At 58.4% G+C, this 13367-nt stretch carries 15 protein-coding genes and 3 pseudogenes; 11 read left to right on the forward strand and 7 right to left on the reverse strand.

The window, feature by feature from the left end; all coding sequences use genetic code 11:
- Positions 1-108 precede the first annotated feature (108 nt).
- Together FE840_RS18165 and FE840_RS18170 are read left to right on the forward strand one after the other, a co-directional pair.
- Positions 109-405 (forward strand): type II toxin-antitoxin system TacA family antitoxin, encoded by a 297-nt coding sequence (locus FE840_RS18165; RefSeq protein ID WP_138287435.1) that lies wholly within the window; start codon positions 109-111, stop codon positions 403-405.
- Positions 402-899 carry a GNAT family N-acetyltransferase gene (locus FE840_RS18170; RefSeq protein WP_138287434.1) on the forward strand — a complete coding sequence of 166 codons (498 nt, stop codon included), beginning with the start codon at positions 402-404 and terminating at the stop codon, positions 897-899. Before FE840_RS18165 ends, FE840_RS18170 begins: the two co-directional genes overlap by 4 nt.
- Before the next feature lie 154 nt (positions 900-1053).
- On the opposite strand, the gene FE840_RS18175 is transcribed toward FE840_RS18170, so the two are convergent.
- Positions 1054-1515: a GNAT family N-acetyltransferase gene (locus FE840_RS18175; protein ID WP_138287433.1), complete on the reverse strand. Its 462-nt coding sequence runs from the start codon at positions 1513-1515 to the stop codon at positions 1054-1056.
- A gap of 134 nt (positions 1516-1649) precedes the next feature.
- On the opposite strand from FE840_RS18175, the gene FE840_RS18180 reads away from it, so the two are divergent.
- Positions 1650-2348: a CerR family C-terminal domain-containing protein gene (locus FE840_RS18180; RefSeq protein WP_138287432.1), complete on the forward strand. Its 699-nt coding sequence runs from the start codon at positions 1650-1652 to the stop codon at positions 2346-2348.
- Between the two features lie 141 nt (positions 2349-2489).
- Here the strand turns inward: FE840_RS18180 and FE840_RS18185 are convergent, their stop codons facing one another.
- The gene (locus FE840_RS18185; protein WP_138287431.1) at positions 2490-3080 is read right to left on the reverse strand and encodes a DUF1349 domain-containing protein; all 591 of its coding nucleotides are present in this window, start codon (positions 3078-3080) and stop codon (positions 2490-2492) included.
- A gap of 122 nt (positions 3081-3202) precedes the next feature.
- Between FE840_RS18185 and FE840_RS21135 the strand changes: the two are divergent.
- Together FE840_RS21135 and FE840_RS18195 are read left to right on the forward strand one after the other, a co-directional pair.
- Positions 3203-3277 (forward strand): annotated as a pseudogene (locus tag FE840_RS21135) (IS6 family transposase); the annotation flags it as partial.
- Between the two features lie 625 nt (positions 3278-3902).
- Positions 3903-4151: pseudogene (locus FE840_RS18195) on the forward strand (zincin-like metallopeptidase domain-containing protein); the annotation flags it as partial.
- Between the two features lie 7 nt (positions 4152-4158).
- Here the strand turns inward: FE840_RS18195 and FE840_RS20940 are convergent.
- The 3 genes and pseudogenes from FE840_RS20940 to FE840_RS18205 form a co-directional block, all read right to left on the reverse strand.
- A pseudogene (locus FE840_RS20940) lies at positions 4159-4293 on the reverse strand (nucleotidyltransferase); the annotation flags it as partial.
- A gap of 97 nt (positions 4294-4390) precedes the next feature.
- A complete protein-coding gene (locus FE840_RS18200; protein ID WP_171033705.1) occupies positions 4391-4810 on the reverse strand; it encodes a hypothetical protein in 420 nt (139 codons plus the stop codon).
- Positions 4811-5198: 388 nt separating this feature from the next.
- Positions 5199-6140 carry a LysR family transcriptional regulator gene (locus FE840_RS18205; RefSeq protein WP_138287428.1) on the reverse strand — a complete coding sequence of 314 codons (942 nt, stop codon included), beginning with the start codon at positions 6138-6140 and terminating at the stop codon, positions 5199-5201.
- A 41-nt stretch (positions 6141-6181) separates the two neighbouring features.
- Between FE840_RS18205 and FE840_RS18210 the strand changes: the two genes are divergently transcribed.
- Genes FE840_RS18210 through FE840_RS18230 form a run of 5 tightly spaced genes read left to right on the forward strand, consistent with a single transcriptional unit; the run spans position 6182 to position 9651 of the window.
- Positions 6182-6865 (forward strand): NADPH-dependent F420 reductase, encoded by a 684-nt coding sequence (locus tag FE840_RS18210; protein WP_425502236.1) that lies wholly within the window; start codon positions 6182-6184, stop codon positions 6863-6865.
- Positions 6858-7235 carry a GFA family protein gene (locus tag FE840_RS18215; RefSeq protein ID WP_171033704.1) on the forward strand — a complete coding sequence of 126 codons (378 nt, stop codon included), beginning with the start codon at positions 6858-6860 and terminating at the stop codon, positions 7233-7235. Before FE840_RS18210 ends, FE840_RS18215 begins: the two co-directional genes overlap by 8 nt.
- On the forward strand, positions 7232-7732 hold the full coding sequence (locus FE840_RS18220; RefSeq protein ID WP_138287425.1) for an antibiotic biosynthesis monooxygenase: 501 nt from the start codon (positions 7232-7234) through the stop codon (positions 7730-7732). Before FE840_RS18215 ends, FE840_RS18220 begins: the two co-directional genes overlap by 4 nt.
- 12 nt (positions 7733-7744) lie before the next feature.
- Complete coding sequence (locus FE840_RS18225; protein ID WP_138287424.1) at positions 7745-8482, forward strand: type 1 glutamine amidotransferase domain-containing protein; 738 nt, start codon at positions 7745-7747, stop codon at positions 8480-8482.
- A gap of 23 nt (positions 8483-8505) precedes the next feature.
- Positions 8506-9651 carry a low temperature requirement protein A gene (locus FE840_RS18230; protein ID WP_138287423.1) on the forward strand — a complete coding sequence of 382 codons (1146 nt, stop codon included), beginning with the start codon at positions 8506-8508 and terminating at the stop codon, positions 9649-9651.
- A gap of 294 nt (positions 9652-9945) precedes the next feature.
- Here FE840_RS18230 and FE840_RS18235 read toward each other — a convergent pair whose 3' ends face one another.
- Together FE840_RS18235 and FE840_RS18240 are read right to left on the reverse strand one after the other, a co-directional pair.
- Positions 9946-10758, reverse strand: a complete 813-nt coding sequence (locus tag FE840_RS18235; RefSeq protein WP_138287422.1) for an SDR family oxidoreductase — start codon at positions 10756-10758, stop codon at positions 9946-9948.
- A gap of 10 nt (positions 10759-10768) precedes the next feature.
- Positions 10769-11638 carry an SDR family oxidoreductase gene (locus FE840_RS18240; RefSeq protein WP_138287421.1) on the reverse strand — a complete coding sequence of 290 codons (870 nt, stop codon included), beginning with the start codon at positions 11636-11638 and terminating at the stop codon, positions 10769-10771.
- A 162-nt stretch (positions 11639-11800) separates the two neighbouring features.
- Here FE840_RS18240 and FE840_RS18245 point away from each other — a divergent pair, with 162 nt between their 5' ends.
- Complete coding sequence (locus tag FE840_RS18245; protein ID WP_138287420.1) at positions 11801-12691, forward strand: AraC family transcriptional regulator; 891 nt, start codon at positions 11801-11803, stop codon at positions 12689-12691.
- Positions 12692-13367 lie beyond the last annotated feature (676 nt).

The following is a 13367-nucleotide window of genomic DNA, read 5'->3' on the forward strand; positions in this document are numbered from 1 at the left end:
AAAATCAGTTAAGACGACGCCTCCACGCACGGTGTAACGACAGTGTCTTTACGGAGATCTTGTAAAGATATTGTCGTTACGCTATATAGGTGCAAACAGGAGTTTGCCATGCCGACCTCACACACGAGCAAAAGCTCGGATGCAAGCGTACCACTGAATATGCGCATCAAGCCTGCGAGCCGCAACTTGATTGATCGAGCCGCTGAGTTGCTTGGTAAGACGCGCACGGATTTCATGTTGGAGGCTTCCGAGCGCCGAGCCGAGGAGGTACTCCTCGACCGCACTATCTTTACGGTAGACCCGGAAATCTATGCTGAATACCTTGCCCGGCTCGATGCACCCACGCAGCCCAACGAGCGTTTAGCACGCACCATGTCGACCAAAGCACCGTGGGATGAGGCGTGACCCTCAGCGCACCGGCACCCCTGGCGGATCATCATGAGCTGGCTGAGTTCAATTCCGGGGTCATCGAACTGGACGACTGGCTGCGACGTCGCGCTCGTTCTAATCAAACGAGCGGCGCATCGCGGACCTTCGTGGTGTGCGAGGAGAGCCGCGTCATCGCCTATTACGCGCTCGCTTCCGGCGCCGTCAAACAGCCGGAAGCTCCTGGTCGTTTTCGGCGCAATATGCCTGATCCAATCCCGGTCGCTGTGCTTGGTCGCCTCGCCATTGATCAATCCTACCAGGGGCGTGGTATCGGCAGGGCGTTGGTGCGCGACGCGGGCCTGCGACTGCTCAATGCTGCGGAAGTACTTGGCATTCGAGGTATGCTCGTTCATGCGATTTCAGATGACGCACGAGCCTTCTATGAGGCCGTCGGCTTCCTTTCTTCTCCTTCCGACCCCATGATGCTGATGGTCGGATTGCATGACCTCAATAACGCGCTAAACCCATAGGCGGTACGCCTTAAAATTTCGGTTGATGCAATTCATCTTGCTTCTAACTCGCTGAATTTACGGCAGAAGGTCCCGACATTAAATGAGGGCCGCGACTTCAGATTCCTTCAAGAGTCAGGCTACGCGTTACTTCCTTCCGGTCCAAGTGCACCCCTCAGGCGATCGCGGAGCCCTCTTCGCCGAGCTTCATGACTATCAAGGGGTGGGGGCGCCCTTGGTCGTCGGTTGGCTTTCGTCCGATTTCACGAAACCCCACCGCCCCATAGAAGCTTATAGCGTTTTCGTTCTGGGCATATACATCGACCGTGAGCTCCGCTCGTGACTGCTTGGCCGCATCTACCAGACGTCGTCCGATCCCCATCCGATGAGCCTCGGGGTCGACGAACAAGCCCCCCACGAAGTCTCCGATGAGGGCAATAAATCCGGCGATCTTCTTACCAACCTCGATCACAAGGATTTCCGCGTTCGGCATGTAGATCTCTCTGACTTTGATGGCATCAGCATCGAGCTTCTCCGAGCTGAGAAAAGGGTGACCTACTTCTGAAGCCTGACGCCAGATTTTCAGGCAGGGCTCGAGGTCGGTGAGGGGGGCATAGGGTCTAACTTGTACCAGCATTGGGGTGAGCTCCAGAACTCTAGATTCGCAACAAGGAGGGTCGGCGAATTGAAAGCGCGCCTTATTACAAATTCAAACATATGTTTCAATCGCATGTTTGACATTTTCGGCGCGCGCGAATAGTTGGAGAAGCGATGAGCACGATCCCACCTTCGAGTCCTCGCCGCCAGGATGGCGCCGCAACGCGCGAGCAATTGCTGCGCGCCGCGTGTGAGATATTCGCCGAACACGGCTTTGATCGCGCCAGCGGACGTCAAATCACGGCTCGCGCAGGCGCGAACGTTGCTGCGATCAACTATCACTTCGGCGGGTTCGAGACCTTGTATGCAGAGGTGCTGGCCGCTGCCCATGCAAAAATCGTAGGGCTTGACGAACTTATCGAGATTGAAGGCGGTCCGGGTCATGCAGCGACCAAGTTGCGCGCCTTGATAGACCTGGCAGTCAAATCGGTGACCTCTCTAGACGAGACGAACTGGGCGCTTCGGATACTGAGACGAGAGTTCCAAGCTCCGTCACCTGCGTTCCACATTCTGGAGGATCGGGAAATGCTCCCCAAGCGAGCCGCCGCCCGCCGTCTGGTAGCGGAAATCGCTGGCTGGCCAGAAGACGATCCTCGTGTCGCAAGGATCGTCTTAAGCATTCTGTCGCCCGTGGATGCGGTTCTGTTAGGAGACCCAGATGTCATGTTGCGCAGTTACACCGCTCTCTCAGAGGAGCCTGTCGCAGCGACAAAACTGGCAGAGCATCTCTTTGCCTTTGCTCTGGGAGGGATCGCCGCCGTAACGGGCAAAAGCGACCTCTTAGCCCACCTGCCGCCGCCGCTTGAAATCTAATCGCAAAGAGCGGCGGGGGAGGCGTGACCAACCAACGAAGCTGTGCGGTGTCAGCGGTAGCTGAGCGAAAGATCAGCTTGCTGAACCCACCCCTCCCATCCGCAGTGTATTTCTCTTGAGTAAATTTAGCACCGGGACGCCTTACGCAATGGTTTCGTCGTGCAACGCCTGTTCGACAGGCGGTGTGATATGAAATTCGGTGAAGGTGACCCTCAATTGGGATCGCTGGGGCGAGCAAGCCATCGGTCCAAGCTGCGCCGGCCCCTCGGGAAAATTTGCCACTCGTAGCAGCTGCCATCGGCTCCGCACGTTGCGGAACTGGACGATGACGGCGGCGCCTTTCCGCGTGATCCGTAGTCGATGCGATTGTTCAGACGTCGGCAGGCCAAAAGTCGACCAATCCGATGTTTGTCGCGTAACAACGACCGACATGTTGAGCATCCCGTCGGTGACTTCGATACCCGCTTTGATCCAATGAGCCTCGTCCTGGCGCAACATCAGCCCTGCCTGGTCGTACAGTGCCTGGAAGTCTCCTTTGAACGTAAGGTAAGCGGTGAAGTCGCCGTCTACCCCAGTCAGGAACGCGTGCCCATTGTCTCGCCGGAAGCCGTAGAGCGTGTCCCGCCAAAAATCAGTTTGTGACCCCGTCTCAAGCGTGAGTTCCTCATCGGACTGAGTATAGATTGCAGGGGGATTAAGCCAGTTACCCGCATTCAGTTGTCGAACTGTCATTGGAAGTTTTCCTCTTTAGGAAGAAGGGGCATGTCTCGCTCCAAGCTCGTTTGCGGAGCTGAGGCAATGAGGTGGCATCGTCAACTTAACGAAGCGTGGACTTCAATATGGGATTCTCGGCCATGACTGACCGCGATCCACTTTACCGTCGCCATCGTTTTCTCGCCGAGATCATCGCCCATGCTGTGTGGCTGTGGGGCCAGTCGCGATCGATCTGGCTGCGGGTCAGTTCACCCCTGCGGCTTGACATGGTCATGTCTCCCGGGCCGCCGCATGAGGCCCGCTCGTGATTGTCCGTCCGCCAGTTCCCCGATAGCGTTCCTGATCCCCTGATGCAAGCCTCAGGTCATGAGACGGACAGCCTGAGCCGGACAGTTCCCGTGCGGCCTTGACAGAGAGCAGGAGCCTGCCATCTGGCTTTGATGCCGTTGGCATTGCGGTCCTTCGGCAAGGCGCGCCCAGGCAGGTTGTGCGCCATGGTGCAACCTTCACCCATGCCATGGCCTGACCTCAAGCCGGATTGCCTCCAGTGTGGAGGTGTGTCGGATCAATGGCGTGCTTGGGGCGTGCTCAGCCCTGCCACTCTCCCTTGCCTTGTCCTGCTGTCTTGACGGAGGACTGACAGGGGTCGCGTCAGGTGCAGCATCGACGCGCCCATGAATTTCCCCGACATGGCCGCCCGGATTATCCGGGCTTTGTGGCCATGCCTTCCTCGCGCAAACAAATTCCCGGTCGCTCTGATGCCGAAGTCGGCATAACTGGGGAATTTTACTTCGGCATTTCTGGGGAAAATTCATGCGGCATTGACACCAGCGCCTTGACCGGTTGAAGAGCACTGACCGGCGCCATCAGGCCTATCAGTTTGAGCAACTCGTTGCAGAAATCACGGCCTGCTTCCTCTCAGCCGATCTTGGGGTCACAGCCAGTGTCAGGCCCGAAAGCTCCTCCTACCTTGCAAGCTGCCTAGCCGTCATGAAGGAGGACAGCCGCGCCATCTTACGGGCGGCCTCCAAGGCACAGGCTGCTGCTGACTACCTGCATTCCCTGCAGGATCAGAAGACGACAGCCTAAGCCGGAGCTACTCCGCACCAATCCGTGCCTCAAGCTTTTGCAGATGTTCTGTGCAGACAAGCTTGACGAGGTCCAGCAATATGGCGGTTCGTTCGGCAAGCCAGGTGAGGGCCTCTTCGCTGATCTCGTAATGCGGGGAGTAGACTGGTAAGCCTGGTCAACGAGACGAGCGATGCGCTTTTGAAGATTTAAGAGCGTATCGGCAAAATTGCCGAAGCAATCATCGTTATTGCCGGTGCCTATCGCGAACAGTCGTCAGGATTGAAGGAGATCAATTGCGCGATCGACGACATGGACAAGGCGACGCAGCGCAATGCTGCAATGGTCGAGGAGGCGTCGGCGGCTTTCCGTTGCCTGGGAAAGTGGCGGATCGCTTGGGTGTTGCACGCCATGTCCGCAAGAAGCGTTGTCCCAGGCTGCAACCCGCTGAGCGAGCTTTCGGCCATGGCAGCGTCAGCAGTGTGGCCTTCAGTCGACGACAGCCAACCTGGCCGTCCATCGGCATCGAGGAGCGGATGGATTTTTTGGGGGCAGGCCGCCACGGGAACAACCCGTGCAAGGATCGGCAGAGCCCCCTTTTGAGCGTTGGCACCGTGCTGGGGAACGCGAACGCAGGAGCCTCCGATCATCACGATGTGACCCGCATAATGCTTAAACACGGCATCAAGAAGTTGATCCCAGAGACGAGACACTGAACTTCGCCGGGGCTGCGCGGTCCGCAGGAGGGGCGGTTTTGGTTTGAATAGCGGTAGCATGTTTGCTTCAGGCTGTCGAAAAGCTGCTCCCAGCAGATCCCGAAGTTTATCATTTGCCTGCGCAGTTAGAACCCGCATCAGCCAGTCCGGCGACGAGAACGGATCATGAAGAGCTTCAAATCGCAGCGACACCTACCGCAAGTTCATGCATGAAAGGCTTTCCCACGCCTTGGTGCATCCGAAGCCCTCCACGTTTCCGTCGTTTGGGCAAAGCCTTTCGCCTTACCGATAGCAATCGCTCTGTTTGGGCCGCCGAACAGTCAGCGACCGCGCCCATTGTCGCAATGGACAATCAATCCGGCGCTCTCTGATAGCGGTCGCTCTCAAGGTCTCTCATGATGTCGCCAATCCAGTCCAGCTTCGTGTTCTTCTCGTTTCGCCGGTGACGCACGAGCGATATGGTAAAGCGGCGGATTTCAAGTGGAGGCTCGCGGCAATCAAGGTCGAAGGAGGCTGAGAATTGTCGGACCAGCGTTGCGGGGAGCGTTGCCACCAGATCGCTGGCGGCAAGTGTTGCCAGGGCTGGGAAAAATTGCGGGACGGCGCAAACGACATTGCGAGTCTTTCCAAGTCTCTCCAGCGATCGGTCCACAATGCCGGAAAGATCTCCGTTGGGTGAGACAACCAGATGGCGGGCAGTGAGGTATCGCCTGAGACTAAATCCTTCCTCAAAAAGGGGGTGACCACGTCTTGCCACGGTCAGGTATCGCTCCTCATTCAGCGGGGTGGCGAGGACGGTGGCTGGCAGATCCCAGAAGAAGCCAATGGCAAGATCAAGTTCGCCCGTCTCAAGGGCATCGAGCGCATCACGGCGACCAAGGGCCCGCGCTGCCAACTTCAGTCCCGGCGCTTCAGCCTGAATGCGGGCAACCAGTTGCGGAATCAGTACGGCCATCTCGCTGTCATAGGCGCCGAGCCTCAGCACGCCGGATGCGCTTGCCGGATCGAATAACTCGGGCGATGCGAGGGCGCCGTTGAGCGCATCAACCGCCTTTCTGATCTGCGGCTCCAGCCGAATGGCGACGGCGGTGGGCTCCATGCCATGCGGCTTCCTGAGGAATAATGCGTCGCCGAACGTATCCCGGAGCCGCTTCAGGGCGTGGCTGATCGACGATTGCGTCAGGCCCATGCGGTCGGCGACCAACACCGCCTTGCGGTCGCGCATCAGGTTGAGAAAGACCAGCAGGACGGTAAGGTCCAGTCTCCTCAGTTTTATTTCATCGATATCTGACATGAACCATATTCGTTTTCATTCAATGTCACGCCGCTTTAACACTGACCTCCAAGACAGGCAAGTGGAGCCATGGCATGCGTATCGCAATCATTGGAAAAGGGAATGTCGGCAGCGCCATCGCGTACGGCCTGAAGGGCAAGCGCCATTCGGTGACGCTTGGCGTGCGCAACCCGCAGGCCGCCGCGACGCAGGAATTGGCCGTTGCAGCCGGTGCCAGGACAGCCAGTCCACAAGACGCTGCGGCCGCGGCGGACATCGTCATCCTGGCCCTGCCATGGGCGGCGGCCGAAACGGCCGTAAAGGCACTGGGTGACCTGTCAGGCAAGATTGTCATCGACTGTACGAACCCGCTCGGCATGGTCGATGGTTCGCTTGGCCTGACCGTCGGCCATTCGAATTCGGGCGGCGAAATCGTCCAGGGCTGGTTGCCCTCTTCCCACGTGGTGAAGACCCTCAATCAGGTTGGCGCGGAGGTTATGGCGGACAAGTCCGGCCTTCCGCTGCGACCAGTCATGTTCATGGCAGGCAATGACGATATTGCCAAGACGCAGGTTGCGGCCCTGCTGACAGACCTTGGCTTCGAGGCTTTCGATGCGGGCGACATCACCAGGGCGCGCATTCTCGAACCCTATGCCCTGGTCTGGATCAATCAGGCCCTCTTGCGCGGCAAGGGGCGAAACTGGGCCTTTGCCGCCGTTTCCCGAAAGGAGAATCAAGATGGGTGACAGGCTTGAAGGTGCATGCCATTGCGGCAGTATCCGGCTTGCACTGCCGCGTTCTGCAGCGGGCGTTCTCGCCTGCCATTGCCTGGACTGCCGCAAGATGCACGGAAACTACAATGCGTTCATCGCTTCACCAATTGAGGACGTGACACTCGAAGGCGATGAAGCGTTGGTCTGGTACCAGTCTTCGAATAGTTCGCGCCGCGCCTTTTGCAGAACATGCGGAAGTCGAGTCCTGAAGGAAGTCACACCGGCAGGACGATGGCTGATCTCTGCTGGCCTGATCGACGGTTCTACAGGCAAACACATCATTAAGAACCTCTGGGAGCAATCGAAGCCGGACTGGTACGACCTGCCACCGGTAACGGCATGAGCGATCCCGTCACCATTGTTCTGCGCCGCAAGGTCAAGCCTGGCCGCGAAGCCGACTATGAGGCCTGGCTCAAACGACTGACCGAAGGTGCGGCCAGCCGGTTTTCTGGTTATCTCGGCGCGGAATTCCATCGGCCCGGCGCGAATGGTGCCTATCGCAGCGTGTTCCGGTTTGACAGCATCGACCGTCTCGATGCCTTTGAGCGCTCCGATTTCCGCATGCAAATGTTGAACGAAGCCGAGCCGCTGTTTGACGCGGATGCCGCCTGGGAGCGCATGACCGGCCTGGAATTCTGGTTCGATCCGCCAGCGGATACGAAAGTGCCGCAGCCATCACCGCATCGCATGGCGCTTGGCCCCTTCATGACCGGTTGGCCAATTGCACTCCGCGTGCTCGTCACCGTGACAATCCAGGTCGGACTGATGACCTACGTCATCATGCCGCGTCTGACACCGATGATCACCCGCTTCATCGACCCCAAGACCAAGACACTCTAGAAAGGAAACACCATGACTGCTGCCATTGACACTTACGGCAAGAAGAAAGTTCTGATGATCGCTGCCAATCCGGGCACATCGCCAACCACCGGCTGGCCGATCGGCTTCTGGTGGGCGGAACTGACCCACCCCTATTGGGTCTTCACGGAAGCCGGCTATGAGGTCGATATCATATCGCCCAAGGGCGGCGACCTGCAGGCCGACGGCTTCTCCGATCCGGAAGATCAATCGGGCTACTCCGCCCATGATCTGATCTCGCTCGGCTTCAAGAAGTCCGCAACCCATTCGGCAAAGCTGAAGGGCACCAAATCCATCGCCGAGGTCAGCCTTGACGGCTACGACGCGATCTTCCTCGCCGGCGGTCAATCGCCGATGGTGACCATGATCGACGATGCCGACCTGCATGCCTTTGTCGCCAAGGCTTATGAAGCAGGCAAGATTGTCGCCATCGTCTGCCACGGCACCTGTGTGCTCCTGAAGACAACGCTCTCCAACGGCGACCTGCTCGTGAAGGGCAAGACCTGGACTGGCTTTGCCAATTCCGAGGAAGCCTATGCCGATGCCTTTGTCGGCCAGAAGATCCAGCCCTTCTGGATTGAGGAGGAGGCGAAAAAGATCGAGGGCACGAACTTCATCGTCGATTCCATGTTCAAGCCCTTCGCCATCCGCGACGGAAACCTGATCACCGGCCAGCAGCAATATTCCGGCGGCGCGGCGGCGCAACTCGTCGTCGAGACGCTTGGCCGCTGAACCGGACCCGAAGGGTACATCCCATGACCGACAAGCCCGCGCACCTGCTGTCCGTCGCCCATGCCGAAGGCCGCAAGACGACGTGGTTCGAACTGTTCTTCGACCTCGTTTTCGTGACGGCGGTGGCGGGCTTGGCCTCCCGTTTCGGCGAACACTACACTCTCGCCGGCGCCGTCGAATTCGCCTTCCTGTTTCTCGTGTTGTGGTGGCTCTGGCTCGGACATACCTTCCACGCCACCCGGTTCGACGAGGACAGGCTTCATCAGCGCCTGACCGGTTTAGCCCAGATGCTGGCCATGGTAATTGTCGCCTATGGCACAGGAGACGCCTTTGGCGAACGGGTTAGAGCCTTCGCGCTCGGCATCGCTGCCTTCAAGGCCCTGCTTGCCATGTCCTACCTGTCTCAATCGCATCGGGCGGGTCTGGACCGCCTCGTAAAGTTGTACGCCGCGATTTACAGTCTGCAGGCGCTCGCCTGGACAAGCTCCGTACTTGTCGATCCCGACACACGCCTCATGCTCTGGATTGCAGCTTTCGCGCTCGATGTCGTGTCGCCCTTTATCGTGGCAAAGGAAACATGGCGCGCACCGCCGCATCCCGAACACCTGCCGGAGCGTTTCGGCCTGTTTACGATCATCCTGCTTGGAGAGAGCTTTGCCTCTGCCGCGCATGGCCTTGATCATGCAGGGCACCTTACCGGTGAGGGGTTGGCGGTAGCAGCTTGCGGCACGGCACTCGCCTTCCTGTTCTGGACCGGCTATTTCCATCGCGCCCGCGGTTCCTCCGAACGGCATGTGGCTGATGCGGCTTCGGGCCAGAAACTGCGCCTGTGGGCCTATGGCCATATCCCGCTTTATCTCGGAATCGCCGGCATGGCGGCAGGCACGCTGTTCATGGCCCACCACACCCATCCGCATGGCGCCGAGCCGTGGCTCTATAGTGGGGCGGCTGCCATGGCGATGTTCGGCGTCACACTGGTGGCGGTCGCTTCGCGACCTGGCGATGCAAAGCCTGGTTCTGCGCGGCCCTATATCGCCATCGCCCTGCTGACGGCGTTCGGTGGCGGCATCGGTCTGATTGGCGGCGCTCCAATCATGGCGCTGGCGATCCTACTGTTAGCCTGCCTTCAGGTTTTCGTTTCCGTGCGGGCCGCAAACAGAATGGAATAGGCAGCAGGCCGCAGACAATCGCTTGAAGAGCGGATTTCTTCGTTGAGAACACCCGGCTACCATACTCAATGACAGTGTTTTCAGGCCCCCTTGTATCAAGGCTGGCCGTTCCCAGCGGCCCGGCTCCGCCAATTGTCTTTGCAATGCTCCCCGCTATCGATCGCTTATGAAGACAGGGGTCCCTGAAAGGGCTGCCATTCGCTCCAATTGAACTAGGTCCATAAAGTGTGGAGATCGGACCTCTGCCGAGCAGGAACCAGTTGGCCGGCAATGCGGAACCTGGCCAACCTTGTTTCAACCGCTCATTAACGTCTTGATGCCGCCGATGAAGGTTCCATCATCCTGGCTCTTTCGCGCGTCCAACAAACGGTCGGCATCTTCTCCTGCGCGGAAACGCAAACGATCTCCTTCCTCATGCGCGGCATCCCAAATAACCTGCGCGACTATTTCAGGCGCGGAAGGATTTGAAGCCAATTTGCCGAACAGGCGTCCCATAGCCTCGGCAGTCGGTGCATAGTCCGAAAGGTCTTCATCAATTGCGAAATCGAAAGACCGGCCGCCGAAGTTCGTCTTGATCATGCCGGGTTCGACAATGCGCACCCGAATGCCAAGCGGTTCGAGCTCGTAGTGCAGGGCCTCGGACAGGCCTTCGACTGCGAACTTGGTGCCGTGGTACAGGGTGCCGAGGGGAAAGGTGATCTGACCGCCTATGGAAGAGATATTGATGACCGTACCGGAACGATTCTTGCGCATATGGGGCAGAACGGCCTTGGTCACTTCAAGAAGCCCGACAACATTGGTGTCGAACTGCCGCCGGATACGCTCCATCGTGAACGCCTCAAGCGCACCGTAAGCGCCGTAGCCCGCGTTGTTAAGCAGCACGTCGATCTTACCGAACCTCTCAATGCCCGCCGCCACCGCCGCCGGGATTGAGACCGCATCTGTTACATCCAGCCGCGTCACCAGCACATTGTCCAGATTGGCAAGCGCGCTGTCTTCGGACGGAGCACGCATCGTGGCGATGACGTTCCAACCGTTTGCCTGAAAGTGCCGCGCCGTTGCCAGGCCGATGCCCGAAGAGGCCCCTGTGATCAAAATGGTTTTCATCTATGCCTCCTCAAGCATTCAAATCGAGCATCTGCTCGATGCCGAAATTGGTGAAGACGTTCCGCGTGACGCCGTGGAGCACATCGTTGTAGCGCTCGATCTCAGGGCCGACGCCGACATAGTCGACGACGGTGCGAAAAGGCTTCTTCCCAAAGGGCAGATCCAGGAGTGCGACGATTGCTTCCGCAATGCGCTCCGGACGCTGCTCGGGCGTCGCCGCGAGCATCCCGGCCAACCCGGCGCTGGAGATCGCCGGCACTCCGGCGAAGTCACCATACTCGGTCTCGCGTGCAGGATCGTTCGGAGCGACCATACCATCAAAGAAAGCGGTGGGCATCGCGCCGGGCTCGATCAGGCAGGACTCGATACCGAACCCGGAAAGCTCCGTCCGATAGCATTCGACCATGGCTTCCAGTGCCCATTTCGATGCCGAATAGGTGCCGTAGAAGGGCGTTGCAATCCGCCCGATCAAACTCGAAGTATAGAGAATGGTGCCACGCCCCTGCGCCCGCAGATGCGGCAACGCCGCCCGCATGACCCGTTGAACGCCCATGACATTGACGTCGAATACCCGTGCCATGTCCTCGGGAGACATCAGTTCCTGGATACCATAGGAGCCAATGCCGGCATTGTTGAACAGGATATCGAGCCCGCCGAGCTGCGAGATGGCATCAGATACGCCGCGCTCGGTGCTGGCCGAGTCGGTCACGTCCAATTCGACGATCTTAGCGCCCGCTGATTCGAGTTCTGCGACTGTCGCGGCATTTTTTCCGCTGCGACTACGGACGCTTCCGGCGACGACGTTGCCCCTTGCCAGGAGAGCCAGGGCCGTGGGCTTGCCAAAGCCACCTGCAATACCTGTAATGAGAACATTTTTCATCTCTGCGATCCCTTCGTATCGATAGGGACACGATACTCAGTGACGCCGTGGCAATCTTTACGATTTATCCGATTTTCTTGCACAATCCTCTATCTGTGAGGATTTTTCTAAATTTGCATTCGTCGCCATGCTATGCATCGCAGCAGACCAACGGAGATTTCCATGACGCAGGAAGCACTTCTGAACCAAGTGTCGTCCTTGCTGGATAAGTCAGGGTTACGTCAGGGTGCGTTGTTTCATGAGGTTAGCGGCATTCACCTCCTGCGCCACGAGGCTCCCACCAGCCAAAATGCAACCGTCTACAGTCCATTGCTTTGCCTCATCCTACAGGGAGCCAAGGACGTGGGGACCAATGCGAAGACGATAACCGTGCGCGCCGGCCAGTCGCTGATCGTCAGCCATACCTTGCCGGTTGTCTCGCGGATTACCGAAGCAGCGCCGGATTTGCCCTACGTTGCCCTTGTCTTCCCGCTTGACCTCGACCTGCTCCGCTCGCTGGCGCCGGCTGCATTACCCGCCTCGGGCGCCCGACCTTCGGAGCCGTTTTCGATTCATTTGTGCAACACCGATGATCAGATCGAGGACGCCATTCGTCGCTATCTCAGGCATTGTGAAACGAACCTGGAGCGACGACTGCTGGCCCCGATCACCGTCCGAGAAATCCACGCCCGATTGCTGATTGGACCGCACGGGGAGACACTACATAAGCTGCTGTGGCATGAGAGCGCGGCTAGTCGCATTTTTCAGGCCACGCAGGAGATACAAACGAATCTCGCCAGGACCATCGTCGTCAAGGAACTGGCCCGAGATGTCGGAATGAGCAGTTCGGCATTTTTCGAGCAATTCAAGGCAGTGACTGGTACATCTCCGCTGCAATATCAGAAGGACCTGCGCCTGCTCCGGGCGCGGGATGCGCTTAAGACTTCCAGTGCGAAAGTGTCGGAAATCGCATTCGGTGTTGGATACGAAAGCTCGGCACAATTTTCGAGGGAATACCTACGAAAATTTGGACGATCGCCAAGACAAGAGCGTGAATTCGTTGGGTTTGAGTGAAACACCTCCAGGTCCAGCTTGCAATTTGCCGTCGAGGGTGTGTCATACGGTATCAATACGACGCAATCTCCGCTTTGGTAACATTCATTCGCAAAACACCTCGCCTTTTCCTGCCGTGGAGAGTTTCGGGCGCCTGCAGGCGCAAGAGAACCCCTGGAGATCGCCACGACCGGCTGTCTTTGGCGCATGCCGCCGAAGGGTTACCCGCCCCACTCGACCGTCCAGCACAATGTCCATGAATGGCGGGTACCGTCGCCTGGTCAGGCATCAATCATCATCCCCTGATGGAGGCCTGGGAGCGGGAACGCGGAAAGCAAGTCTGACAGCTGGTTTGATTGTCAGGCAGAGCGTGGAAACCACGGAAAGCTGCGGCGCGCGGCGCTGGGATGCCTGGTAAAGCCAAAGGCGGCAAGCGCCAGATCATCCTCGATACACCCGGCAAGATGGTCGGCCTCATGGCGCACAATGCCGGCATCGAGGATCGTGACGGTGCCCCGGTCTCCTGAAAACCGCATGCCAATGCTGGTCCTGTTCGCTGCATGTCTTTACCGATGCTGGTTGCGCTCGCGACAAAAGACAGCGACGGCTGAAGAAGATCGGGCGGTGGACGATCGAGATCACAACGCATCCACAAAAGGTCGAAGGCTTCGAGGTGCTGCTTGCGCCGTTGGCTCGT

This window comes from Peteryoungia desertarenae, from assembly GCF_005860795.2.
GTDB classification, from domain to species: domain Bacteria; phylum Pseudomonadota; class Alphaproteobacteria; order Rhizobiales; family Rhizobiaceae; genus Allorhizobium; species Allorhizobium desertarenae.